Consider the following 24,469-nt stretch of genomic DNA (forward strand, 5'->3'; position numbering starts at 1 on the left):
CCGACGCGGCCGACCGAGGGGCGGAACGGTGAGGGCGTCTGTTAATCCTTTGTTCGACGTCAAACCCCCTGTGTAAGTTGTGCATGCGCGTCATGCCACTTACAGCCCCAGGGGGTCCCCCTCATGCCCGCCGCCCGTCTCGGCCGTGCCGCCCGGGAAGCCGTCTCCGGGCTCCCCCGTGAGTTCTGGTGGCTGTGGACCAGCACCCTCGTCAACCGGCTCGGCGCCTTCGTGGCCACCTTCATGGCCCTGTACCTCACCCTCGACCGCGGCTACTCCGCCTCCTACGCCGGGCTCGTCGCCTCCCTGCACGGCCTGGGCGGGGTCGTCTCCGCCCTCGGTGGCGGGGTCATGGCCGACCGCGTCGGGCGGCGGCCCACGCTGCTCCTCGCCCAGTCGGCCACCGCCGTCTCCGTCGCGCTGCTCGGGTTCATGACCGACCCCGTCGCCATCGCCGGCGTGGCCTTCCTCGTCGGCATGTCCGCCAACGCCTCCCGTCCCGCCGTGCAGGCGATGATGGCCGACATCGTGCGGCCCGAGGACCGGGTGCGGGCCTTCTCGCTCAACTACTGGGCCATCAACCTCGGTTTCGCCGTCTCCTCCGCGGCCGCCGGCTTCATCGCCGAGTTCAGCTATCTCGCCGGTTTCCTGATCGAGGCCGGCATGACGGCCGTGTGCGCCCTCGTCGTCTTCCTGAAGGTCCCCGAGTCCCGGCCCGCCGCCCCGGCCAGGAAGGACGAGCCGCAGGTCGGCCTCGGCACCGTGCTGCGCGACGGGCGCTACATGGCCGTCGTCGGCCTGTCCTTCCTCGTCGCCCTGATCTTCCAGCAGGGCTCGGTCGCCCTGCCGGTCGCCATGGGCCGCGCCGGGTTCACGCCCGCCGACTACGGCCTCGCCATCGCCGTCAACGGCATCCTGATCGTCGCCCTCCAGATCCCCGTCACCCGGTTCATCGAACACCGCGACCCGCGCACCCTGCTCGTCGTCTCCTCGGTCCTCGCGGGGTACGGCTTCGGGCTCACCGCCTTCGCCGGATCCGTCGGCGCCTTCATGGCCACCGTGTGCGTGTGGACCCTCGCCGAGATCGTCAACGCGCCGACCCAGACCGGCCTCGTCGTCCGCCTCTCCCCCGTCCACGGGCGCGGCCGGTACCAGGGCATGTACTCGCTGTCCTGGTCCGTCGCCGCCCTGGTCGCTCCCCTGATGGCCGGCCAGGTCATCGACCGGTTCGGGGCGACGTGGCTGTGGGCGACGTGCGCCGTGGTGGGGACGGTGGCGGGGCTCGGGTACGGGCTGCTCATGCGAGGGCTGCGGGACCGGGGAGCGGGGGGCGAGGGCCCGGGCCGGGGCCGGGGCCGCACGGCGGACGGGTCCGGCCCGGCCGTGACCGCCGCGGAGCACTCCCCCACCGCGTGACGCGGGTCACGTTCGCCGCTGTCACATTCCCCGGGGCCCGCTCCGTCAAGGAGGTGTAGCCAGCAGCGAGCAACACGACCACACAGGAGCGCATCGCCATGGACGCCCGTCTGAACCTGATGACCAGCCCCCTCGCCGGCAAGGTCCTCAAGCACGTGAACTCGGCCGGGAAGGTGCTGTCGGAATCCAGCCTCCCGGCCGCGACGCAGGAGCTGGTGAAGCTCCGGGCCAGCCAGATCAACGGCTGCGGGTTCTGCACCGACATGCACAGCAAGGACGCCGCGGCCGCCGGGGAGAGCGCGCAGCGGCTGCACCTGGTCGCCGCCTGGCGCGAGGCCACGGTGTTCACGGAGGCCGAGCGGGCCGCGCTGGAGCTGACCGAGCAGGGCACCCGGATCGCGGACGCGGCCGGCGGGGTCACCGACGAGGCCTGGGCGGAGGCCGCCCGGCACTACGACGAGGAGCAGCTCGCCGCCCTCGTGGGCCTGATCGCCGTCATCAACCTGTACAACCGCGTGAACGTCATCGTCCGCCAGCCCGCGGGCGACTACCAGCCCGGCATGTTCGGCTGACCGGCACACCGCCGGGGCAACGGCCCGGCTGGAACGGGGGTGCGGCCCGGCTGGTGCGGGGGTCCGGCTGAGTCGGCCGGTACCGGGGCGTACCGGGCCCTGGGGGGCCCAACCGGGTACCGGGGGGCCGGTCCGGCCATGTACGGGTGTCCGGCTGGTCGGTACCGGGGGGCTGGCGCCCGGCCGAGACGGGGGCCCGACGACCCAGTGATTCGAGGCCGAGCCGAGCCAATACGGGGTTCGACCCGCCGGTCGGGGGCCGGCTGAATCCGGCTCCGGGGCCTCAACCGGGCCGGTACGGGGGTCCGGCTGAGCCGGTGAGGGGCCCAACCGGGCCGGGTGCCGGCACGGGGTCCGGCTGCCCGGGACCGGGGGCCCAACCGGGTCGGCACGGGGATCCGGCTGGCCGGTGAGGGGCCCAACCGGGCCGGGTGCCGGCACGGGGTCCGGCTGCCCGGGACCGGGGGCCCAACCGGGTTGGCACGGGGATCCGGCTGGCCGGTGAGGGGCCCAACCGGGCCGGGTGCCGGCACGGGGTCCGGCTGCCCGGGACCGGGGGCCCAACCGGGTCGGCACGGGATCCGGCCCGGCCACGTACGGGGCCGGCTGAGCCGGCACCCGGCGCCCGCCGATACGAGGTCCAGCCCCGGCCGATACGGGATTCCGGCCCAACCGAGAAAGGGCCCGGCGCCCGTCGAAACGGGGTCCGACCCGGCCAGTACCGGGCCCGGCCCAACCGAGACGGGGCCGGGCGCCCCGCCGAAACGAGGCCCTTACCGGCCGATACGGGAGTCCGGCCCGGCAGGTACGGGAGCCCGACCCGGCCGGTACGAGGGTCCGGCCGAGCCCGGCACCGGGCCCCAACCGAGCTGGCACGGGGGCCGGCCAGGCCCCCGCCCCCCGGGCCCGTCACGGATGCATCCGCGCACCCTTCAGCACCTTGTCCACCCCGTTGCGCGGGCCGTACACCGCGAGCCCGACCAGGTCCAGGCCGGCCGTCGGTACGGCGCGGACGGCCGCGCGGTTGTCGCGGTCATTGCCCGTGGCGAACAGGTCCGCGGTGAACACCGCGCAGGGCAGGGACCGGCCGAGCGCGCGTTCGTGGGCCGCGCGCAGGGTCTCCTTCTCGCCCTCGAAGACCAGCACCGGCTGCCGGAACATGGGCAGGTACCGCGTCCCGTCCGCGTCCTCGTACGGCTCGCCGACCACCTCGGGCGACGTCGCGCCCAGGCCGCTGACCAGGAACGCGGTGACGTTCAGCCGCTGCCAGGGGGCCAGGTCCGCGCGCAGCAGCACGGCGATCTTGGTGTCGAAACGGACGGGTTCGGGGGTCTCGGAAGTCTCGGAACGGAGGAGTCCGGAGGTCGGGGCGTTCATGGGATGAGACTGCCGATCGCCGCCCGGCGCCGTCTTGTACGTTGTTTGCATGGCCGTGAGCAGGGCCGCGCGCGGGGCCCCGGGGGAGGAAGTGAACGCGTGGCGTCCCCGGGTGCCGGGCGTCACCGAGGTGTTCCACGCCCATTTCACCGAGTACGCCTATCCGATGCACGTCCACGACGCGTGGACGCTGCTCATCGTGGACGACGGCGCGGTCCGCTACGACCTCGACCGGCACGAGCACGGCACCCCGCTCGACACGGTCAGCCTGCTGCCCCCGCACGTGCCGCACAACGGCTCCCCCGCGACCCCCGGCGGCTTCCGCAAGCGGGTCGTCTACCTCGACAGCAGCCGGCTGGGCGAGGAGCTGATCGGGGCGGCGGTCGACGGGCCCGATCTGCGCGACCCGGTGCTGCGGCTGCGCGTCGGGCAGTTGCACGCGGCCCTCGCCCGTCCCGGCGACGAGCTGGAGGCGGAGAGCAGGCTGACCCTCGTCGGGGAGCGGCTGCGGGCGCATCTGCGGCGGCGCCCCGAGCCGCCGGGGCTTCGCCGGGATCCCAAACTGGCCCGGAAGCTGCGGGAGTTGCTGGACGCCCGGCTCGCCGAGGGCATCTCGCTCGCGGAGGCCGCCGGGCTGCTGCACGCCCATCCGGCCCATCTGGTAAGGGCGTTCAGCGGTGCGTACGGCATCGCCCCGCACCAGTACCTGATGTCACGCCGGGTCGGCCGGGCCCGCCGGCTGCTGCTGGACGGGCTGCCGCCGGGCGAGGTGGCGGCCCTGACCGGGTTCTACGACCAGGCCCATCTCACCCGGCACTTCCGGAAGTTGGTCGGGGTGCCGCCGGGCCGTTACCGGCGCGGGGCGCGCCGGGCGTCGTGAGGCGTCACTCGGCCGGGCGCTCGATGAGGTGCTTGAAGGCGTCCAGGTTGCGCGTGGACTCGCCGCGGGAGACGCGCCAGGCGTACTCCTTGCGGATGGAGGTGGCGAAGCCCAGCTCCAGCAGGGAGTTGAAGGCGCCGTCGGCCGCTTCCAGGACCTGGCCGAGGAGGCGGTCGATCTCGTCGGGGGTGACGGCGGCGAGCGGGAGGCGGGCGGTGACGTAGACGTCGCCGAGGCGGTCGACGGCGTAACTCACGCCGTACAGCTTGAGGTTGCGCTCCAGGAGCCAGCGGTGGACGCCCGCCTCGTTCTCGTCGGGGTGGCGGACGACGAAGGCGTTGAGGGAGAGGGAGTGCCGGCCGGCGAGGAAGGAGACGGTCGTGGACAGCTTGTGCGTGCCGGGCAGCCGGACCACGTAGTTCCCGGGCTCGGGGTTCTCCCACTCCAGTTCGGCGTCCTGGAAGACGGCCTCCAGGACCTGCCCTGCCTGCTCGACATCACCCATGGTGGGAGCGTACGCGACGGCGGTACGACTGGATCGCGGCCGTGTAGACGTCGGCGGTCGCCGCGGCCGCCGTGTCCCAGCCGAAGCACCGGGCGTGCCGGGCGGCGGCGTCGCCCATCCGCGCGGTGAGGGCCTGCTCGTCGGCGAAGCGGGCGAGGACGCGCGCGTAGTCGGCCGGTTCGTGTCCCTCGACCAGGATGCCGGTCTCGCCGTCGCGCACCGCCACCGGCAGGCCGCCGACCGAGGCGGCGAGCACCGGGGTGCCGGCCGCCTGCGCCTCGATGGCGACCAGCCCGAAGGACTCGCTGTAGGACGGCATGACCAGCACGGACGCGGCCCGGAACCAGTCCGCGAGCTGCTCCTGGCCGACGGGCGGGTGGAACCGTACGACGTCCGCTATGCCGAGCCGGGCGGCGAGTTTCTGGAGGCCCTCGGGCTTGGCGAGGCCGCTGCCGCTGGGGCCGCCGACGACCGGGACGAGGATCTCGGAGCGCAGGTCGGGGCGCTCGTCGAGGAGGACGGCCACCGCGCGCAGCAGCACGTCCGGGGCCTTCAGGGGCTGTATGCGGCCCGCGAAGAGGGGGATCAGGGCGTCCTGCGGCAGGCCGAGGCGGGCGCGGGCGGCGGCCCGGCCGTCGGCGGGGCGGAAGCGCTCCAGGTTGACGCCGGGATGGACGACGGCGACCGACTCGGCGTCGGCCTCGTAGTGCCGGACGAGTTCGTCGGCCTCTTCGGCGGTGTTGGCGATCAGCCGGTCGGCGGCGGCGACGATCTGGGTCTCGCCGATGACCCGGGCGGCGGGTTCGGGGCGGTCGCCGGTGGCCAGGTTGGCGTTCTTGACCTTGGCCATGGTGTGCATGGCGTGCACGAGGGGCACGCCCCAGCGCTGGGCGGCGAGCCAGCCGACGTGGCCGGAGAGCCAGTAGTGGGAGTGGACCAGGTCGTAGTAGCCGGGGCGGTGGCCGGCCCAGGCCTGCATCACGCCGTGCGTGAAGGCGCACAGCTGGGCGGGCAGCTCTTCCTTGGCGAGGCCCTCGTAGGGTCCCGCGTCGACGTGCCGGACCAGGACGCCGGAGGCGAGCTGGACGGTGGGCGGCAGGTCGCCCGCGGTGGCCCGGGTGAAGACCTCCACCTCGATGCCCAGATCGGCGAGGCGCTGGGCCAGCTCCACGATGTAGACGTTCATGCCGCCCGCGTCGCCGGTGCCGGGCTGGTGCAGAGGTGAGGTGTGGACGGAGAGCATCGCGACCCTGCGGGGCCTGCGGAGCAGCCGTAGGCGGGGCGCGGCGGACGGGGAGCGGCGCCCGAGCCTGCTGGCGTACTGGCTCACGTAGCGGTCCTCCTTGCTGCGGGCATGCCGGTCGGAGGACTCGCCTGTGCCCTCCAAAGGGGTGCAACAGCGCGCGGGGGGCCGGCCATTTCCGAAGCAAGCTGCTTTACCTAATCATTACCTTGGTTGGCTCAACCTCGCCCCCACCTCGTTCCCCTTACCCTCGTATTCATGGCATCCCGCGCATCGACCCTCCCCCACGCTCGGCTTCGTTCGAGCGGGGGGACCCCCGTCGTGGGGACCGTGACGCGCGGCACCACCAACCCCAACCGGCTGCGCCGCATGGACCGCTGGATCGCGGCGGCCCACGGCGCCGAGCTGCGCCGCGCCGCCGAGCCGGTCGCCGTCGACCTCGGCTACGGCGCCGCCCCCTGGACCGCCGTGGAACTGCTCGGCAGGCTCCGCACCGCCGCCCCCCGCGCCCGCGTCGTCGGCATCGAGATCGAACCGGAACGGGTCGCCTCGGCCCGCCCGTACGAGCGCGACGGCCTGGTCTTCCGGCACGGCGGCTTCGAGGTCCCGGTGCCCGGCCGCCCGCTGCTGATCCGCGCCGCGAACGTGCTGCGCCAGTACGACGAGAGCGAGGTCGCCGGCGTCTGGGAGCGGCTGTGCGCGCGGCTGGCCCCCGCGGGCGGCGGTTCGCGCGGGGGGCTGCTGGTGGAGGGGACGTGCGACGAGATCGGGCGGCGGCACGTGTGGGTGGCGCTCGGCCCCGAGGGGCCGCGGACCGTCACCTTCGCCACCCGCCTCGGCTCCCTCGACCGCCCCTCCGACCTCGCGGAACGGCTGCCGAAGGCGCTGATCCACCGCAATGTCCCGGGCGAGCCGGTGCACGCCTTCCTGCGCGACTTCGACCGCGCCTGGGCGGCCGCCGCGCCCTACGCCTCCTACGGCGCCCGGCAGCGCTGGCTGCGCACGGTCCGTTCCCTCACCGCGGACTGGCCGGTGACGGACGCGCCGGGCCGCTGGCGGCAGGGCGAAGTGACCGTGGCGTGGGCGGCTTTGGCGCCCCGGAACTGAACCGCGGCCTCTTCGGCACTGAACCGCAGCCCCCTCGGAACTGCACCGCGGCCCCTCGGATCTGAACCCCAGCGCCTCCGCGTTTGAAACCACCCTTTCGGGTGGGCGGCCAACGGAACGATCGCCGCGCGCCGTTCGTCAGACGGGCGAGGTGATCGTCGGCATGGCCGGGTGTGGGGGAAATCGGACTTTCCTCACGGCCTCTGTCGCTTTGCACGCGGCCATGGCACGATCCCTCAGGCGCCAACAAGTTACTGACGGTAAATCAGCTGGGGGGTAGATATGGGTACGGGCAAGCGCGGTCTGCTCGCGGCCGCCCTGACCGTGGTCTGCGCGGTGGCCGTGCTCGCGGCGCCCGGGACGGCGCTCGCCGCCCCGGCACCCCCGCCGGGCACCGGCTCCGGACCGGCTCCGAGCCCGGCACCCCTGCGGGACAAGGACCTTGAGCAGGTCCGCGCGAAGCTGGACAAGCTCTACCACGACGCGGCCGTGGCCACCGACGCGTACAACGCGGCCGAGGAGAAGGCGAAGAAGCAGTCCGCCGAGATCGCCTCGCTGAACAAGGAGATCACGGCCGGGGAGCACAAGCTCGCCCAGCTCAAGGACGAAGCGGGCGCGACGGCGCGGGAGCAGTACCGCACCGGGGGGATGCCGCCCACCGCCCAGTTCCTGCTCAGCGACGACCCGGGCCGGGTGCTGGACGGCGCCGGGCTGGTCCTCCAGAGCCAGCAGGCGGCCAACCACCTGATCAGCGAACGGTCCGCCACCCAGAAGCAGTTGCAGGACTACGCCTCCGACGCGGCCGCCCAGGGGAAGAAGCTGGACGCCGACCGCAAGGCCAAGGCGAGCGCCAAGAAGAAGATCCAGCAGCAGATAGACGCCGCGCGGAAGCTGGAGTCCTCACTGGAGGAGACGCAGCGGCAGCGGCTCGCCCAGCTGGAACAGAAGGCCGCGCTGCAGGCGCAGGCCGCCTGGCTGGACACCGGCATCCTCCAGAAGATCCACGGCAAGGCCTCGGCGGCGGGCGAGAAGGCCGTGGCGTTCGCCGCCGACCAGCTCGGCAAGCCGTATGTGTGGGGCGCCGCGGGGCCGGACTCCTTCGACTGCTCGGGCCTGACCTCCAAGGCCTGGGCCGCGGCCGGCCGGCCCATCCCGCGCACCTCCCAGGAGCAGTGGAGACGGCTCAAGCACATCGACGTCAAGGACATGCGGCCCGGCGACCTCGTCATCTACTTCGACGACGCCAGCCATGTCGCCCTGTACATAGGCGACGGCGCGGTCATCCAGGCCCCGCGACCGGGCCGTACGGTGACGGTCGCGGGCGCGGGTTCGATGCCGATCCTGGGGGTCGTACGACCGGACGCGTGACGCCGCCGGCCTGCCGGGGGCGGGGGTGCGAGGGGCGTCGCGTGAGCCGCGTTATACGGCTTTCGCCCCGGTGACGCAGGCCATGTGACCCACTCCACCGCCAACCCCCGTTCAAACCGGGGCAGGACGTGAGCTTCGTCATCCCCCAAGGCCCGGTTCGCTGTCCAACTGCGGTACAGAAAGCGGCATATGACAGCGGCCTGAGCCGGAGCGACGCGGCTCACACCATTCCATCGGGGTGGCCCGACCCGCTATGGTCACCCGTCGGTGGGTCGAGACCCCTCGACACCGCCGTGCCCTCGGGGGGAGGGAAGGAACCCAGGACGATGCCCGTACCCGTGCCGCGGCAGAGAGCGATCCCGGCCGTGGAGAGTGGTCAGGCGCAGGCCACCGGCGCCGCCGGCGGCCCCCTCAAGGAAGAGGCCCACCGCGACGCCGCGCCCACGAGCGGCGCCACTCTCACCCTGCTGCTGATCGAGGACGACCCGGTCGGCTCGCCGATCGTGCCCGAACTGCTGGACTCGGCCGGCAAGCCGGTCCGGGTGCGCACCGCCCGCAACCTCACCGAGGCCGAGCGGCTGCTCACCGACGACGTCCACTGCATCCTGCTGGACCTGGCGCTGCCCGCGCCGGGCGGCAGCGACACCGACGACGAGCTGGCCGTGCTCCACCACGTCCTCCAGCTCGCGCCCCGGCACGCCGTACTGGCCCTGACCGGCTCCGGCGACGCCGAGCGCGGCGCGGAGGCGGTGCGCGTCGGCGCGCAGGACTACCTCTTCCGGGACGAACTGGACAGCCGGCTGCTCAGCCGCGCCATCCGGTACGCGGTGGAGCGGAAGCGTTCCGACACCGCGGAGCGCCGGCTCACCGAGAGCCGGCTGCGGGCGCAGGAGAACCGGCGCCTGGAGCGGGGTCTGCTGCCCACGCCGCTGCTCGACGGCTCCTCGCTGCGGTTCGCGGCGCGGTACCGTCCGGGCCGCTCCCGGGCACTGCTCGGCGGCGACTTCTACGACGCCGTGCGCACCCCCGACGGCACGGTGCACGCCATGATCGGCGACGTCTGCGGGCACGGCCCGGACGAGGCGGCGCTCGGCGTGGAGCTGCGCATCGCCTGGCGGGCGCTCACCCTCGCGGGGCTGTGCGGGGACGAGCTGCTGGGCACGCTCCAGGAGGTCCTGGAGCACGAGCGGGCGGACGAGGAGATCTTCGCGACGCTGTGCACGGTGGACATCGCGCCCGACGGCCGTCACGCGGGCCTGTGCCTGGCCGGCCATCCGGCACCCCTGCTGGTCCGCCCCGGCCACCCGGCGCGGCTGCTGCCGTACGACAACAACGGTCCCGCGCTCGGGATGCTGCCCGGGGCCCGCTGGTCGCGGATGCAGGTGGAGCTGGGCGCCGAGTGGAGCCTGATGCTGTACACCGACGGGCTGATAGAGGGCCGCGTCGGGGCCGGCGGGGAGCGGCTCGGCCAGGAGGGCATGGTGGAGATGATCCGCCGGCAGCTCGCCGAGGGGCTGCGGGGCGAGGAGCTGCTGCGGGCCGCGGTGCAGGAGGTCCGCCGCCTCAACGGGGGCGAGCTGACGGACGACGTGGCGGTGGTCTTGCTGGACCGGACGGCGTAGCCCGGTCCGAAGCGCACGCGGGCGGGCCCGCCCGGAGGTGTCAGCGGCCGCCGTTGTAGGGGCCGTACGGGCCGTCGCTGCTGCTGCCGCGGCGGCGGCCGTAGCCGCCTCCGCCCGTGACGTGCCTGAGGGCGGGGCGGACGTCCACGATGTAGACGATGCTGGCCACCGCGCCGGCGATCGGCAGGATGGACAGGATCGAGAAGAGGATGCTGACGACCAGGGCGATGCCCAGGATGATCAGCCAGAAGACCTTGTTCTGCTTGTCGGCCGCGCGGAAGGCGTCCTCGCGCCGCACCGCCGCGTCGACGAGCGCGAACGCTGCCAGGGCCATGAGGACGATCTTCAGGATCCCCATGAATCCCGCGAAGCCCAACATCAGCATGCTTGCCACCGCCCGTGATCTGCCATCGGTCCCTACGCCGCCACCGTACCCATAGAACGGCGGGAACGGACCGGACACCCCAAAGATGCCCGGCCCGCTGGTGCCCGCGCGGTCACTTGGCCGGCGGGGTCGGCTTCTTCGTGGGGGTGGTCTTGCGAGCGACCGGCGTCGTCTTCTTGGCGGCGGCCTTCCTGGCCGCGGCCTTCTTCTCCGCGGCGGCCTCGGGCGTGACGACCTTGGGCTGCGCGGGCTCCTCCTTGACCTCGCCGGGCTCGGGCTTGCCCTCGACGGCGATGGCCAGGTCCTCGATGTCCTCGGCGGCCTCGCCGCGCCAGTGCTTCACGGTCTGCTCGCCGTGCTCGGCGACCTTCTCGTAGGTCTCGCGGGCCTTGACGGCGTACTCGGCGGCGACGCCCACGCTGCGCAGGGCGAGGTCCTGGGCCTGCTCGCCGAGCTTCTTCAGGTCGACGTCGAAGCTCCCGATCAGCTCGGTGACCTTGGTCTGGAGGGTCTCCTGGGCCTCCTTGGCCCGGGCCGTGGCCTTCTCCTGCACGGTCTTCGGGTCGGTGCCGCGCACCTTCTCGATCCGGGCCGGGGCCTCGGCACGCAGCTGCTCGACCAGGGCGGGCACCTTCTTGGCCTGCTGGAGGGCGAGGTCGGCGGTGCCGGCGGCGAAGTAGAGCGGGGTCGGGTCGCTGAGGGTCTTGCGCAGGTCGTCGGTGATGGCCATGGTGATCAGGTCCTCCCGGATTCGCGTTCGGCTGAGGTGGTGTGGTTCGCGGTGGGCGCCCGGTGCCCTGGTCCGGCGTCAGCCGGCCGTCCGCCGCGAGCCGGCATCGTCGTCCGCTGCCCGCTCCGTGCCGTCCTCGTCCGCGGTTTCGCCGGTCCCGAATCCGTTCTCCTTGCGGAAGGACTCGTAGATCTGGAGCAGCACCTGCTTCTGCCGCTCGTTGAGCGAGGGGTCGGCGAGGATGACGGCGCGCGTCTCCACCTCGTCCCGGTCCCGCTCGGCGTCGAGGATGCCGGCGCGGACGTACAGCGTCTCGGCGGAGATGCGCAGGGCCTTGGCGACCTGCTGCAACACCTCCGCGCTCGGCTTGCGCAGCCCGCGCTCGATCTGGCTCAGGTACGGATTGGACACCCCGGCCGCCTCGGCGAGCTGCCTCAGCGAGAGCTGGGCGTTTCGCCGCTGCTCGCGCAGGTACTCACCGAGATTGCCGACGTTCAGCGATGCCATGCCTCCACCATGCCCCTCCCTGCTAACAATTGCAAGCAGCCGCTTGCAAGAGTGCGCCTCCGTGTCGCGCCGGTCCGTCTCGGGCTCGCGTCAGTCCGTCCCCGGCTCGCGTCGCTCCGCCTCCGGGTCGCGCAGGTTGCGGACCTGGGGGGACAGCAGGGCCGCCGCGGTGGCCAGGGTGACCAGCGCCGCGCAGCCCGCCAGCGCCTTCGCCGGGCCCACCGCCGTCGCCGTGGGGCCCGCCAGGAGGAGACCGAGCGGGGCGCAGGAGAGGGAGCCGAACCAGTCGTAGGAGCTGACGCGGGAGAGGGCGCGTTCGGGGACTTCGCGCTGGATGGTGGTGGTCCACAGGACGCCGAAGACGTCGCTCGCGACGCCCGAGGCGAACATGGCCGAGGCGGTCAGCCAGACGGGGACCGCGAGCGCGAGCAGCGCGATCGGGGCGGCGGCCGGGAAGGTGCACAGGACGGCGACGAGGAGCGGGCGCGCGACCCGTACCCGGGCGGCCAGGCCCGCGCCCGCGATGGTGCCGATCGCCTGGGCGGCCACGATGACCGACCAGGCCCGTGCCCCGCCCAGGTGCCGCGAGGCCATCAAGGGGCCGAGGACCCCCGCGTTGGCGTTGAGCGCGGCGACCACGACGGCGTACTGCGCGACCACCACCCACAGCCACTGCCGCGAGGCGAACTCCCGCCAGCCCTCCCGCAGTTCGGTCCAGCCGGAGGTGCGGCCACGGGGACGCGCGGGCACCCGCAGCCGGGCCGTCAGGGCCGCGCTGACCACGAAGGACGCCGCGTTCAGGGCGAGCGCCCAGCCCGCGCCCACCGCCGCCACGGTCACGCCGGACAGGGCCAGGCCCAGCAGCAGGGAGGTGTTGGTGCCCATGCGCAGCAGGCCGTTGGCGCGCTGGAGGCGGTCCTTGGGGACGAGGAGGGGGACGAGACCCTCGGAGGCGGGGGCGAACAGGGCCGTCGCCGTGCCGGCGAGGACGGCGAGGACGCACATCGCGGGCAGCGGGGCCGCGCCCGTCAGCACCATCGCGGCCAGCGCGCCGTACGCCCCCGCGCCCAGCACGTCCGCCAGGGCCATCAGCGCCGAGCGTGACATCCGGTCCGCGATCACCCCGCCCACCAGCACGAACAGCAGCTGCGGCAGCGCCTGGCAGGCCAGGACCAGCGACAGCCGCCCCGGACCCGCGCCCGGCAGCGCGAGCACCGCGAAGGCGAGCGCCACGCGCGCGAAGCCGTTGCCCAGCACGGAGACGGTCCGCGCGGCGAAGAGGAGGACGAAGCGGCCCTCCCGCCACAGAGGGGCAACGGTTCCGTCCGGGATGGCCTTGGTCTTGCTCGAAGACAGCGTCACGGGCGCGCAGCTTAGAAGCGGTCGGAAGAGCACACCCCGGAATCGGTCAGAATCGAAGAAGCGGGCCCCCGGCGCCCCCGGCTACCGTGGCCCGCATGGACGCCGCCACCGACGCACCCGCCGCCGACAGCCACGACCTGATCCGCGTGCACGGAGCCCGCGAGAACAATCTCAAGGACGTCAGTGTCGAGATACCCAAGCGCCGACTGACCGTGTTCACCGGCGTGTCCGGTTCCGGCAAGAGCTCGCTGGTGTTCGACACGATCGCCGCGGAGTCGCAGCGGCTGATCAACGAGACGTACAGCGCGTTCGTGCAGGGCTTCATGCCCACGCTCGCCCGGCCCGAGGTGGACGTCCTGGACGGGCTGACCACCGCGATCATCGTGGACCAGCGGCGGCTGGGCGCCGACCCGCGCTCCACGGTCGGCACGGCCACCGACGCGGGCGCCATGCTGCGCATCCTCTTCAGCCGGCTCGGGACGCCGTACGTCGGCTCGCCCAAGGCGTTCTCCTTCAACGTGGCCTCGATCAGCGGGGCCGGCGCGGTCACCGTGGAGCGCGGCGGCAAGCAGGTGAAGGAGCGGCGCAGCTTCAGCATCACGGGCGGCATGTGCCCGCGCTGCGAGGGCCGGGGCACCGTCACCGACCTCGACCTCACGCAGCTCTTCGACGCCGGCAAGTCGCTGCACGAGGGCGCGCTGACCGTGCCCGGGTACAAGGCGGGCGGCTGGAACTACCGGCTGTACGCCGAGTCCGGCCTCGTCGACCCCGACAAGCCGATCGGCTCGTACACCGAGCGGGAACTGGCCGATTTCCTGCACCGCGAGCCGACCCGGATGAAGATCGCGGGGATCAACATGACCTACGAGGGTCTGATCCCGCGCATCCAGCGGTCGATGCTGGCCAAGGACCGGGAGGGGATGCAGCCGCACATCCGGGAGTTCGTGGACCGGGCGGTCACCTTCACCGTCTGCCCGGACTGCGCGGGCACCCGGCTGACCGAGGCGGCCCGGTCCGCCAAGATCGCCGGGGTGAGCATCGCCGACGCGTGCGCGATGCAGATCAGCGATCTGGCCGCGTGGGTACGGGAGTTGGCCGAGCCGTCCGTCGCCCCGCTGCTGGACTCGCTGCGCGGCACCCTCGACTCGTTCGTGGAGATCGGCCTCGGTTACCTCTCGCTGGACCGGCCCACGGGCACGCTGTCGGGCGGCGAGGCGCAGCGCGTGAAGATGATCCGGCACCTCGGCTCCTCGCTCACCGATGTGACGTACGTCTTCGACGAGCCATCCGTCGGCCTGCACCCGCACGACGTGCAGCGGATGAACGGGCTGCTGCGGCGGCTGCGCGACAAGGGCAACACGGTGCTCGTCGTGGAGCACAAGCCCGAGGTGATCGCGATCGCCGACCACGTGGTGGACCTCGGCCCCGGCGCGGGCAGCGCGGGCGGCACGGTCTGCTACGAGGGGGACCTCGCGGGGCTGCGGGCCGCGGGCACCCTCACCGGACGCCATCTGGACGACCGGGCCACGCTGAAGGAGACGGTGCGCGAGCCCGCCGGCGCGTTGGAGATCCGCGGCGCCACGACGCACAACCTGCGCGGGGTCGACGTGGACATCCCGCTCGGGGTGCTGACCGTGATCACCGGGGTGGCCGGGTCCGGCAAGAGCTCGCTGGTGCACGGGTCGATCCCGGCCGGCGAGGGTGTCGTGTCGGTCGACCAGGCGCCGATCCGCGGCTCGCGGCGCAGCAACCCGGCGACGTACACGGGCCTGCTGGACCCGATCCGCAAGGCGTTCGCCAAGGCCAACGGGGTCAAGCCCGCGCTGTTCAGCGCCAATTCGGAGGGCGCCTGCCCCAACTGCGGCGGCGCGGGCGTCGTGTACACCGACCTCGCGATGATGGCCGGGGTCGCCACGACGTGCGAGGAGTGCGAGGGCAGGCGGTTCGAGGCGTCGGTGCTGCGCTACCGGCTCGGCGGGCGGGACATCAGCGAGGTGCTGGCGATGCCGGTGGCCGAGGCGGCGGAGTTCTTCGGGGCGGGCGAGGCACACACCCCGGCGGCCCACCGGATCCTCGGCCGGCTGGCCGACGTCGGCCTCGGCTACCTCACCCTCGGCCAGCCGCTCACCACCCTGTCCGGCGGCGAGCGGCAGCGCCTGAAGCTGGCCACGCACATGGCCGACAAGGGCGGCGTCTACGTCCTGGACGAGCCGACCGCCGGCCTGCACCTGGCCGACGTCGCCCATCTCCTCGCCCTGCTCGACCGGTTGGTGGACTCGGGCAAGTCGGTCATCGTCGTGGAACACCACCAGGCGGTCATGGCCCACGCCGACTGGATCATCGACCTCGGTCCCGGCGCCGGGCACGACGGCGGACGGGTCGTCTTCGAGGGCACCCCGGCCGAGCTGGTCGCGGCCCGCTCTACGCTCACCGGTGAGCACCTGGCGGCGTACGTGGGCGCCTGATCACGCCCTCGCCGCCCAGTCGGCGAGGATCCGGAAGTCGGCCTCCGTCAGGCCGTACCGGTGGTCCACCCGGTGGAGGAGTGCGGGCCCCGGGTGGTGGACGGCGGTCCAGGCGCGGTCGGCCTCGGTGATCTCGTCGTCCACCCACAGGAAGGGCCGGCCCGCCGCCCAGTCGACCAGCGGGCGGGTCTTCCAGTGGAGCAGGTCGGGCGGCTCGTCCTGGTCCGGCCACCGCACGACCGGCAGCGCGGGCAGGCCCAGCCAGGGCGCGAGGACGGCGTTGGCCTCGTCCATCCAGGTGGTGGCCCACACCAGCTCGCAGCCCAGGGCCGTGAGGCGGCGGCCGAGCGCCGGATCGACGCGGGTGAGCAGGGGGTGGTCGTCGGCGGACACCGGCGGGCCGTCGTACACCGGATACGCGCGGTCCGCCGCCCCGAACGGGATGAGCGGGCCGTCGACGTCGAGGAAGAGCAGCATCACCGTCCAGGATGGCTCCCGAAGCGGCCGGGGCACAGGTGCTGAACGCCGAGCCGGCGCGGGACCTCAGAACGGCAGGGGCCGCGCGTGCACCACGTCCAGGCGGGACACCGCGCGGGTCAGCACCACGTACAGCCGGTGCGCGCCCCGCTCCTCCGCCTCCGTCACGGCGGCCGGTTCCACCGCGATGACGTGGTCGTACTCCAGGCCCTTGGCCAGGCTCGCGGGGACGAGGGTCAGCCGAGCGCCGAGGGCGTCGGGGGCGGCCGGCGCGAGGCCCGCCGCGGTGAGTGCCCGGCCCACGGCGGGCACGTCCGCGTCGGCCGCGATCACGCCGACCGAGCCCTCCCTGGTCAGGGCGCGGCGGGCGGCGGTCACCGTGGTGGCGAGCACGTCCTCGGCCGGGTGGAGGGTCAGCTCGCCGTCGGTGCGCAGGGACCGGGCGGCCGGGACCGCCACCGACAGGCGGGCCAGCAGCCGGTTGGCCAGGGCCACGACCGCCGCCGGCACCCGGAACCCGGTGGTCAGCGACACCACCGCGGCGTCCGGCCGGCCGAGGTGGCGCAGTTGCGTGGACCAGTCGCGGGCGGCCCACGGCGCGGTGCCCTGGGCGAGGTCGCCGAGGACGGTCAGCGAACCGAAGGCGGCGCGGCGGGCGATGGCCCGGCACTCCATCGGCGAGAGGTCCTGCGCCTCGTCCACCACGATGTGGCCGTAGCCCTCGGGGTGTTCGATCAGCCCGGACAGCTCGTCCAGGAGGACCAGGTCGGCGGCCGACCAGCGGGCGGACTTGTACGAGCGCGGCGGGCGCGCCCAGCGCAGCGCCTCCTGTTCGCCGCTCTCCAAGAGTCCCGCCGCGGCCCGCGCCAGCGCCTCCGGGTCGGTGAGGAGCCGGGCCAGCACCTCCTCCGGGCGGACCTTCGGCCACACCAGGTCGAGCTGGGCGGTGAGCGGCCGGGCGTGCTCCATGCGGCGCACCCAGGCGGCGGGCAGCACCCCGGAGCGCCGCTCGGCGCGCTCGCGCAGCCGTCGTACCACCCGGGTGCGCACCCGCTCGCGGCCGACGGCGTACGGCGGCTCCTCCGCGCGCACCTCCCGCACGATCGCGGCGAGTTCGGCGGCGCGCACCCGCCACCGGTAGGAGCCGTCCGGCACGGCGAGGTCGGTGACGCCGTCCGTGGTCACGTGCGCGTACAGCGCCCGGCGCAGCACCTCGGCCATCCGGGGGTCGTGCTTGAGGGCGGCGGTGGGCACCGGGTCGGTGCCGGTGACCGGGTGGCGGGCGATCTCGTCCAGGAGGGTGGACTGGCGTACGCCGCTCTCGCCGAGCGCGGGCAGCACCTCGGAGATGTAGGCGAGGAAGGTGCGGTTGGGGCCGAGGATCAGCAGGCCGGAGCGCTGGAGCCGCCTGGGGTGGGTGTAGAGCAGGTACGCGGCGCGGTGCAGGCCGACGGCGGTCTTGCCGGTGCCGGGGGCGCCCTGCACGCACACCGAGTCGGCGAGGGCGGCGCGCACGAGGTCGTCCTGCTCGGGCTGGATGGTGGCGGCGATGTCCCGCATGGGGCCGACGCGGGGGCGCTCCAGCTCGCGGGCGACGATGCCGCCGGGCCGCGGCTCCCCGGTGGCTTCGCCGTGTCCGAGGTGCTCGTCCTCCAGGCCCGTGAGGTCCACCGTCGCCCCCGTGCTGCCAGGCGCCCAGCCGAACCGCCGCCGTACCGCCACCCCCTGCGGATCGCGGGCGCTCGCCTGGTAGAAGGCGCGGGCGACGGGGGCCCGCCAGTCGACCACGAGGGGCGGGGCGGCGGGGCACTCGGTGATGCGCAGCCGCCCGAGGTGGAAGGGCTGCCCGCCGTGCTCGGGGTGGTCGTCGGCGAAGTCGAGGCGGCCGAAGAACAGGGGCCCCGGCGGGAGTTCGCGCAGCGCCTTGGCCTGGCTGCGCAGCCGGTACCCGAGGACCTCCGCGTCGGCGCCGGAGGCGGAGACGTCCTCGCCGATGACGACCTGCTCGGCGGCGCCCTCGACCATCGCGGCGAGGGCGGCCCGGCAGTCGTCGTGGTGGTCGCGCTCGGCGCGGAGGGCGTCGGTGAGGGCGGGGCGTGACGTCATGCCGACCAGCGTACGACAAGACGTTACTCAGTTACATTTTTAACCCACTCTCAGCAAGGCTCGGCCAGCGCCGCCGCCAGCCGCCCGAACGCCCGCTCCGCCGCCCGCACCGCCTCCGGTGCCACGTCCGCCACCGTCTCCCCCGCCGCGATCCGCCGCCAGTTGTCCAGGGCGAGGATCCGCTGGACGGCGATGATCTGGCCGGCCGCGAGCCGCGCGTCCAGGCCGCCGCCGAGCGCCTCGGCCAGCGCCGCCTCCGCGCGCTCCTGGTGCCGGTAGGCCCGCGCGACCAGGGACGGGGTGCCGTAGAGCAGGGTGTGGAAGGCGAGCACCTGGGGGTGGTCGTTGAGCCCGGTGACCGGGTCGCGCCGGTCGAGGCCGGCGAGGAAGTGCCGGCGCAGCGCGTCCACCGGGTCCGGCTCGCCCGCGACCACCCGCGCGGCCTCGCCCTCGTGGTCCGCGATCCGGTGCAGGACCAGGTCCTCCTTGGCCGGGAAGTACCGGAAGAGGGTCGGCTTGGAGATCCCGGCGGCCGCCGCCACCTCCGCCACCGACACCGCGTCGAAGCCCCGCTCCAGGAACAGCCGTACCGCGGTGTCCGACACCTCCTGGTACGTCCGCCGCCGCTTGCGCTCCCGCAGACCCATCTCCCGCTCGCGCGGCTCCGACTCACCCATGGGGCGAGCCTACGCAGTACTCAGCCCAGCCCCAGCCGGGGCAACCCGCGCGGACGCCCCGACAGCCCGAGCGAGGCCGTCGCCGCCGCGAGCGTCATACCGTACGACGCCACCGCCCGCCGTACGTTGGGCGCGTCCAGGCTCGATCCGGTGACCAGGCGGTCGAGGTCGACGTAGGCCGAGCGGACCAGCTCGATCCAGCGGTAGACCCGCCAGTCCTCGCGCCAGTTCCGGGTGAACCGCCCCTCCAGCCGCGCCTCCCAGCGGCGGAACATGCGGTCCCGGATCTCCGGCCGGGTCGGGGTGAGGTGCATGTGCCGGACCAGCTCGTACAGCGGGTCCCCCACCAGGGCCATCTCCCAGTCGATCAGGGTGAGGGCGGGGCCGTCGTCGCGGCGCACCAGGTTCCAGGGGTTGAGGTCGCCGTGCAGCAGGGCGGGGGCGCGGTCGGTGACGTGGTGGCGGGCGAGGATCTCGCGCAGCCGGGGCGCGTCCGGCAGGCCGAGGAAGCGGGCCGCCTGCTGGGACTCCCTCGGCAGTGCCCCGACCAGCGCGACCAGTTGCTCGCTGAGCCAGCCGTAGAAACCGGGCCGGCCGCCGAGCGGGTCGATGCCGGCGGGGTCGACGCCGGTCAGCGCGGCCAACTGGTCCACCAGGTGGTCCGCCTCGTGCGGGCGCAGCCCGTCGACCGGGTGGTCGGGGCGGCGGCCCAGGTCGCGGGCGCCCTCGTAGGTGTGCACGGCGAAGCGGTCGGCGCGGTAGCGGTGGGCGGGGTCGGTGGCGTGGCTGGTGCCCAGGGCGAGGACGCGGGGGGCGGCGACCGGCACCCCGGAGCGTTCGATGGCGGCGAGGACGGCGTGCTCGCTGAGGAAGCTGCGCTCGCGGCGCAGGACGACGGTCACCTCGCGGCGCACGACCACGGGGAAGCCGGTGCCGGGCACCCGGAGCACGGTGGTGAGGTGGGCGGCGCCCTTGAACACGCGCTCGGCCGGGGCGGCGCCCTCCAGGAAGAGGGCGTCGGCGACCGCGTCGTGCGGGAAGTCGGGGTGTTCGGGCACGCGCCGGTCCGGCGTCCAGCCGATGCCGCGGGGGCGCCGGCCGGGCCGGGCTGCGCCGCGCCTGAAGAGGATCCGCTCGATCTCGCGCTCGCCCGGCACCCGGCCGAGCCGCAGCGGTTCGGTGGCCGCGCGCAGGGCGTCGCCCACGGTGGCGGTGGCCCGCTCCAGGGACTCCGCCTCGAAGGAGCGGTCCAGGGCGCGAGCGGCCCCGATGACGTCGGCGTAGAGGGACTGGGCCCGCTCGAAGGCGAGGTAGTGCGGCAGGTCCTTGCCGAGCCCGGCGACGGCGGCGGGCCGGGCTCGGGCCATCGCGTCGGCCCAGGCGCGCACGACCGCCGCCCGCCGCTGCTCCGGGTACCGCGACCGCACGAGGTGGACGGCGAGGTCGTACAACGGGTCGCCGTAGCTCGCCAGTTCCCAGCCCGTGCAGCACAGGCCCTCGGCGGACACGGCCAGTTGGGCGCTATGTAGGTCGCTGTGAAGCAGTCCGTAGGGGCGGCGGGTCAGCGCGGGCACCCGGTCGGCGAACCGGGTGAGCGCGTCCTCGGGAACACCGAGGGCGGTGAACAGACCGCCGTACTCCCGCCAGTCGGGGCGCCGGATCCGGCGGTCGGCGAGGTGGGCGAGGGTGCGCAGGAAGCCCTGGGAGTCGGTGTGGTTGCGCGGCCAGTGCGGGGGCAGGGGCGGCAGCGCGGCACCGCGCACCTGAGCGATGGCGGCGAGCAGCCCGGCGACGTCCCGCGGCGGCGGTCCGCCGGCCGGCACCCGGCCGTCCACATGGCTGTGGATGAGGTAACCGTCCCCGGCCGCCAGGCACTCCGGCGCCCGCGGCAGCACCCGGTGGACCGCGCGCAGGATCTCCGCCTCGCCGTCCCAGGTGCGGATCGCCGGCGCCGCGTCCGGCCGGGGCAGCCGCACGGTCACCGGCGTGCCCGGGGCCCGGCCGAGCAGGCCGGCGAGCGGTTCGGTCAGCGGCAGCACGTGGTCGCGGTGGCGCGGGCCCTCGCGGGTCTCCCCCTCGGCGGCGGCGCGGGCCGCGAACGCGCGGCAGACGGCGTCCGTCCGCATGGTTCCGGCGCGCTCCCCCGCCACGGTAGGGGGAACTGACGGTGCGCCCACTGGCCGCTCCGGGGGTCGATCGCTCACGGGGGAGGACATGTCGGACGACAGGTCCGGGGAAACGCTATTCCCCCGTGGCGACCGGTACGGCCGCCGAACGCGGTGAAGTAGCCCAACGGGTGGCCGCCGCCCGGCTGTGCCGGTCCGGCGGCCGGGACCGGCGCCTCGCCACTCCCTGTGCCCGCGTACGTCCGCGACCGAGGGTGACCCGGCCGCGTCCGCAGGCTAACCGACCCCGCGACCTCCCCTCAGCAGGCACAACAGCGGTTCCAGCGACCGTACGACGTGCTCGGCGCCGGCCGCGCGCAGTGGCTTCTCCTTCGCCTCGTTGCGGGCATAGCCCAGGAAGGGGACCCCGGCGTCGCGGGCGGCGGCGAGGTCGGAGGGGCTGTCGCCGATCATCAGGGCGGCGGCGGGGGCGGCGCCCATGGCACCGAGGGCGCGCAGCAGGCAGTGCGGGTCCGGCTTGAGGTGGTGCAGGTGTTCGGTACGGCCGTACAGATGGGGGGCGAAGCAGGCGGTCAGGCCCCTGGTCTCCAGGTAGCTGCGCACCACGCGGGGCGAGTTGTCGGTGGTGACGGCGAGCCTGGCGCCGACGGCCGTCCAGGTGCGGATCAGCGGATCGGCCCAGGCGGTGGGCAGTGCGGAGGAGGCGGCGCGCAGCTCCTCCTGGGTGAGGCGTTCCTCCAGGCCGGTGACGAGGTCGCTGCCGGGACGGCGGCGGCCCACCGCGCGCAGCACCACCTGGGGGTCCAGCGTCTCCCGTTCGGCCGGGGTGAGCAGGCCGTGCAGGCCCTGCCGCGCCAGCCAGGCCACCAGGTCGGCGGCTATCCGCTCGGCCTTGTGGGTGGCGAACAGCCGGCAGATGGGGCCGTCGAAGTCCCACAGCACGACCCGGGCGGAAGTGATCAGTACACGAAGCTTCTCGATCTCGCTCGCATCAGAAGTCGTATCAGAAGTCACTAGGAGAGTGTCAGGTCCGTGGAGATCGTTTCCCAGAGGGCGTCGAACCACTTCTGCGATTCCTCCACGAACGCCGCGTCCCGCTGCCCGGCGCGCAGCTCGAAGGAGAAGAGCAGGGACTCGGAGCCGACCGCGTCGTACATCTCCAGCGTCCCGCTGTCGGTGGGCTCGGCGCGGCGCGTGATCATGTAGTGGGCGAAGAGGGCCTCGGACCCGTTGAGCAGGTAGAGCTTCACCGGTGGGGTGAACGGCAGGGCCCTGAAGGTGACGTGGACGTCGATGTCGTGGGTGGCGCGCAGGGCCTGGAGGTTGTACTGGAGCACCTGGCCCTGGGCGTTGCGCATGGCCAGCCAGCGCTGGTGCACCGCGTCGTCCTCCGCGCTCCCGGCGTCGACCGAGACCGGGAAGGCGAGGCTGATGTCCCGCGACGGCAGCAGGATGCGGACGTCGATCCGCTCCGGGCGCAGCCTGCCCTCGTGGATCAGGCGCAACGGTTCGCCGAGGGCCGGGATCAGGCTCTGCGCGGTGAGGCAGACGGCGTCGATGCGCACGTGCGGCGCCGCGAACGCGTCGGTCAGCCGGGGGGCGAGGGCCACCATGGTCGGCTGGGGCTCCTCGGGCCCGGACTGCGGCTCGGCGACCCGCGGCGGACTGCCCTTGGTGACGCCGGTGAGCAGGCCGTCCTGCTGAAGCACCCGCAGGGCCTGGCGTACCGCGCCGCGCTCGACGCCGAACTCCTCGGCCAGCTCGGCCTGGGTGGGCAGCCGCTCGCCCGGCCGCAGGATCCCGGCGCGCATGCGCTCGCGCAGGACGCCTGCGATCTCCTGGGGGCTGCGTCTGCTGCTGCCGTTGACTGCCATGTGCTCCTGGGTCACCACCAAACGTTACAACTTCCCTCTATCTGAAGGGAGTTGATGAAAAGTTGTTTATGTACTGCCACCAACTGGGGACAACTTAAACAGAGTTGGTAGCCAACTTTTCCGAGTTGGCGGAAGTTCTTCCTCCCGCCCGTTTCTCCACCGGCACCCGAAGGGGGATTCGCCGTGCCCGCTCTCGCCCTCCTCTCCGCCCTCCTCGTCCTCGGCTTCGAACAGCTCGTGCAGTGGAGGTACGGCGCCGCCGGCGCCCTCGGCCTGCTCCTGCTGACCGTCGGCCGCGAGGCCGGGAAACCGGCGGTCAGCTCCGCCGGCGCGGTCCTGCTCGCGGTGCTCCTGACGGGCCCCGCGCTCTGAGTCCGAAAGGGCCCGGGACCGGCCACCGAAGGCCCTACGACGTCAGCTCCAGATCGGAGCTGATCGTCCCCCACAGCGCGTCGAACCACCGCCGGGACTCCGCCACGAAGGCGGCGTCCCGCGCTCCCGCGCCCGGCCCGAAGGCGAACAGCATCGAGCGCGTGCCGTCGGCGTCGTACAGCTGGAGCGGCTCCTGTCCGAACTCCCGCTCCCGGCGCCCCAGGGTGTAGTACGCGAACAGCGCCTCGGCCTCGTTGAGCAGGTACAGCTTGACCGGGGGCGTGAACGGCAGCGCGCGGAAGGTCAGCCGGACGTCGATGCCGTGCGTGGTGCGCAGGGCCAGCAGGTTCTGCCGCAGCACCATGCCCTGGGCGTTGCGCACGGCCAGCCAGCGGTCGTGCAGCAGCCCGCCGCCGCCCGTGTCCACCGGGTCCACCGGCGTCGGGAAGGCCAGCTCGATCCGGCGACTGGGCAGCAGCACCCGCACGTCGATCTTGGCCGGTTCCAGCGCCCCCGCGTGGATCAGCCGCAGCTGCTCGCCGACGGCCAGCGTGAGCGACACGGAGGTCAGGCAGAGCGCGTCGATCCGCACGTGCGGGGCGGCGAAGGCGGCCGCGACACGCGGCCCGAGCCCCACCATGGTGGGCCGGGGCGGCGCGACGGCCGGCCACGGCGGCCAGGCCCCCTCGGCCACCCTGGCCGGGCTGCCCTTGGCCGCGCCGGTGAGCAGCCGCTCCGACCGCAAGGCGCTCAGGGCCTCGCGCACGGCGCCGCGCTCCACACCGAACTCCTCGGCCAGCTCGGCCTGGGTGGGCATGCGCTGCCCAGGGCGCAGTTCACCGGATCTGATCCGGCTGCGCAGCTCGTCGGCGATCTCCCCGTGGGACGCGCGGGACGCGCGGGGTCCCCTGACGGAGGCGTGCTCCGGGTCCACGGACAAAACCCTACAACTTCCCGCCAACTTAGGGCAGTTCACCGACAGCTGGTTATGAGACGCCTTCCAACGGAGATAAGTAGAGATAAGTTGGCAGCCAACTCGGCTGACATGGTCGAGCTTCCCAGTGGTTGGCCGTACCGGGCACCGATCCGGAGGGGAGCCGGGGCCCGGACCGGGGACGGCCCGTGAAGCGCACAGTCACAACTGAAGACGCCGACAACTGAACACGCCGCGCACAGCCACAACTGAACACCGGCACAACCGAAGACACGCACAACTGAAGACGCGCACAACTGAAGACCGCACAGCCACAACTGAACAGCTCGCTACGGATGAACAGTTCGAAACCGCCGACGAGGGG

22 protein-coding genes are annotated in these 24,469 nt (G+C 73.7%); 8 read left to right on the forward strand and 14 right to left on the reverse strand.

Annotated features, from left to right (window positions below; translation table 11 throughout):
* Positions 1-123 precede the first annotated feature (123 nt).
* Both AB0927_RS29265 and AB0927_RS29270 read left to right on the forward strand, forming a co-directional pair.
* The gene (locus tag AB0927_RS29265; protein ID WP_366670755.1) at positions 124-1,416 is read left to right on the forward strand and encodes an MFS transporter; all 1,293 of its coding nucleotides are present in this window, start codon (positions 124-126) and stop codon (positions 1,414-1,416) included.
* Positions 1,417-1,514: 98 nt separating this feature from the next.
* A complete protein-coding gene (locus AB0927_RS29270) occupies positions 1,515-1,988 on the forward strand; it encodes a carboxymuconolactone decarboxylase family protein (protein ID WP_366670756.1) in 474 nt (157 codons plus the stop codon).
* Positions 1,989-2,897: 909 nt separating this feature from the next.
* Here the strand turns inward: AB0927_RS29270 and AB0927_RS29275 are convergent.
* Entirely contained in the window at positions 2,898-3,365 is a 468-nt protein-coding gene (locus tag AB0927_RS29275) for a DUF2000 domain-containing protein (RefSeq protein WP_366670757.1), read from the reverse strand.
* A 49-nt stretch (positions 3,366-3,414) separates the two neighbouring features.
* Between AB0927_RS29275 and AB0927_RS29280 the strand changes: the two genes are divergently transcribed.
* Positions 3,415-4,245, forward strand: a complete 831-nt coding sequence (locus AB0927_RS29280; RefSeq protein ID WP_366670758.1) for an AraC family transcriptional regulator — start codon at positions 3,415-3,417, stop codon at positions 4,243-4,245.
* 4 nt (positions 4,246-4,249) lie between these two features.
* Here the strand turns inward: AB0927_RS29280 and AB0927_RS29285 are convergent, their stop codons facing one another.
* Both AB0927_RS29285 and mshA read right to left on the reverse strand, forming a co-directional pair.
* Positions 4,250-4,750, reverse strand: a complete 501-nt coding sequence (locus AB0927_RS29285) for a YbjN domain-containing protein (protein ID WP_366670759.1) — start codon at positions 4,748-4,750, stop codon at positions 4,250-4,252.
* Positions 4,743-6,080: a D-inositol-3-phosphate glycosyltransferase gene (gene mshA, locus AB0927_RS29290; protein ID WP_366670760.1), complete on the reverse strand. Its 1,338-nt coding sequence runs from the start codon at positions 6,078-6,080 to the stop codon at positions 4,743-4,745. Before mshA ends, AB0927_RS29285 begins: the two co-directional genes overlap by 8 nt.
* A 234-nt stretch (positions 6,081-6,314) precedes the next feature.
* Between mshA and AB0927_RS29295 the strand changes: the two genes are divergently transcribed.
* From AB0927_RS29295 to AB0927_RS29305, 3 genes are all read left to right on the forward strand, one after another.
* Complete coding sequence (locus tag AB0927_RS29295; RefSeq protein WP_366670761.1) at positions 6,315-7,100, forward strand: class I SAM-dependent methyltransferase; 786 nt, start codon at positions 6,315-6,317, stop codon at positions 7,098-7,100.
* A 282-nt stretch (positions 7,101-7,382) separates the two neighbouring features.
* Positions 7,383-8,468 carry an NlpC/P60 family protein gene (locus AB0927_RS29300; RefSeq protein ID WP_366670762.1) on the forward strand — a complete coding sequence of 362 codons (1,086 nt, stop codon included), beginning with the start codon at positions 7,383-7,385 and terminating at the stop codon, positions 8,466-8,468.
* A gap of 326 nt (positions 8,469-8,794) precedes the next feature.
* Complete coding sequence (locus tag AB0927_RS29305; RefSeq protein ID WP_366670763.1) at positions 8,795-10,090, forward strand: fused response regulator/phosphatase; 1,296 nt, start codon at positions 8,795-8,797, stop codon at positions 10,088-10,090.
* 40 nt (positions 10,091-10,130) lie between these two features.
* Here the strand turns inward: AB0927_RS29305 and AB0927_RS29310 are convergent, their stop codons facing one another.
* The 4 genes from AB0927_RS29310 to AB0927_RS29325 form a co-directional block, all read right to left on the reverse strand.
* Positions 10,131-10,475, reverse strand: coding sequence for a DUF2516 family protein (locus AB0927_RS29310; RefSeq protein ID WP_366670764.1), 345 nt, complete (start codon positions 10,473-10,475; stop codon positions 10,131-10,133).
* Positions 10,476-10,587: 112 nt separating this feature from the next.
* Complete coding sequence (locus AB0927_RS29315) at positions 10,588-11,205, reverse strand: hypothetical protein (RefSeq protein WP_366670765.1); 618 nt, start codon at positions 11,203-11,205, stop codon at positions 10,588-10,590.
* A gap of 78 nt (positions 11,206-11,283) precedes the next feature.
* Complete coding sequence (locus tag AB0927_RS29320) at positions 11,284-11,712, reverse strand: helix-turn-helix transcriptional regulator (RefSeq protein ID WP_366670766.1); 429 nt, start codon at positions 11,710-11,712, stop codon at positions 11,284-11,286.
* A 90-nt stretch (positions 11,713-11,802) separates the two neighbouring features.
* Positions 11,803-13,074 carry an MFS transporter gene (locus AB0927_RS29325; protein ID WP_366670767.1) on the reverse strand — a complete coding sequence of 424 codons (1,272 nt, stop codon included), beginning with the start codon at positions 13,072-13,074 and terminating at the stop codon, positions 11,803-11,805.
* Positions 13,075-13,169: 95 nt separating this feature from the next.
* Here AB0927_RS29325 and AB0927_RS29330 point away from each other — a divergent pair, with 95 nt between their 5' ends.
* A complete protein-coding gene (locus tag AB0927_RS29330; protein ID WP_366670768.1) occupies positions 13,170-15,539 on the forward strand; it encodes an excinuclease ABC subunit UvrA in 2,370 nt (789 codons plus the stop codon).
* Here the strand turns inward: AB0927_RS29330 and AB0927_RS29335 are convergent, their stop codons facing one another.
* The 6 genes from AB0927_RS29335 to AB0927_RS29360 all read right to left on the reverse strand — a co-directional run bounded on the left by AB0927_RS29335 (position 15,540) and on the right by AB0927_RS29360 (position 22,820).
* Positions 15,540-16,016, reverse strand: a complete 477-nt coding sequence (locus tag AB0927_RS29335; protein WP_366670769.1) for an HAD domain-containing protein — start codon at positions 16,014-16,016, stop codon at positions 15,540-15,542.
* A 66-nt stretch (positions 16,017-16,082) separates the two neighbouring features.
* Positions 16,083-18,122 carry an AAA family ATPase gene (locus AB0927_RS29340; protein ID WP_366670770.1) on the reverse strand — a complete coding sequence of 680 codons (2,040 nt, stop codon included), beginning with the start codon at positions 18,120-18,122 and terminating at the stop codon, positions 16,083-16,085.
* A 50-nt stretch (positions 18,123-18,172) separates the two neighbouring features.
* Positions 18,173-18,799, reverse strand: coding sequence for a TetR family transcriptional regulator (locus AB0927_RS29345; RefSeq protein WP_366670771.1), 627 nt, complete (start codon positions 18,797-18,799; stop codon positions 18,173-18,175).
* A 20-nt stretch (positions 18,800-18,819) separates the two neighbouring features.
* Positions 18,820-20,925: a phosphotransferase gene (locus tag AB0927_RS29350; RefSeq protein ID WP_366670772.1), complete on the reverse strand. Its 2,106-nt coding sequence runs from the start codon at positions 20,923-20,925 to the stop codon at positions 18,820-18,822.
* A 276-nt stretch (positions 20,926-21,201) separates the two neighbouring features.
* Complete coding sequence (locus tag AB0927_RS29355) at positions 21,202-21,939, reverse strand: HAD family hydrolase (RefSeq protein WP_366670773.1); 738 nt, start codon at positions 21,937-21,939, stop codon at positions 21,202-21,204.
* Positions 21,939-22,820, reverse strand: coding sequence for a winged helix-turn-helix domain-containing protein (locus AB0927_RS29360; RefSeq protein ID WP_366670774.1), 882 nt, complete (start codon positions 22,818-22,820; stop codon positions 21,939-21,941). The genes AB0927_RS29355 and AB0927_RS29360 overlap by 1 nt, the downstream gene beginning before the upstream one ends.
* 162 nt (positions 22,821-22,982) lie before the next feature.
* On the opposite strand from AB0927_RS29360, the gene AB0927_RS29365 reads away from it, so the two are divergent.
* A complete protein-coding gene (locus AB0927_RS29365; RefSeq protein WP_366670775.1) occupies positions 22,983-23,171 on the forward strand; it encodes a hypothetical protein in 189 nt (62 codons plus the stop codon).
* Positions 23,172-23,205: 34 nt separating this feature from the next.
* On the opposite strand, the gene AB0927_RS29370 is transcribed toward AB0927_RS29365, so the two are convergent.
* On the reverse strand, positions 23,206-24,111 hold the full coding sequence (locus tag AB0927_RS29370; protein WP_366670777.1) for a winged helix-turn-helix domain-containing protein: 906 nt from the start codon (positions 24,109-24,111) through the stop codon (positions 23,206-23,208).
* Between the last annotated feature and the right edge of the window lie 358 nt (positions 24,112-24,469).

The sequence above is a fragment of the Streptomyces sp. NPDC048106 genome (genome assembly GCF_040706415.1).
Lineage (GTDB): Bacteria > Actinomycetota > Actinomycetes > Streptomycetales > Streptomycetaceae > Streptomyces.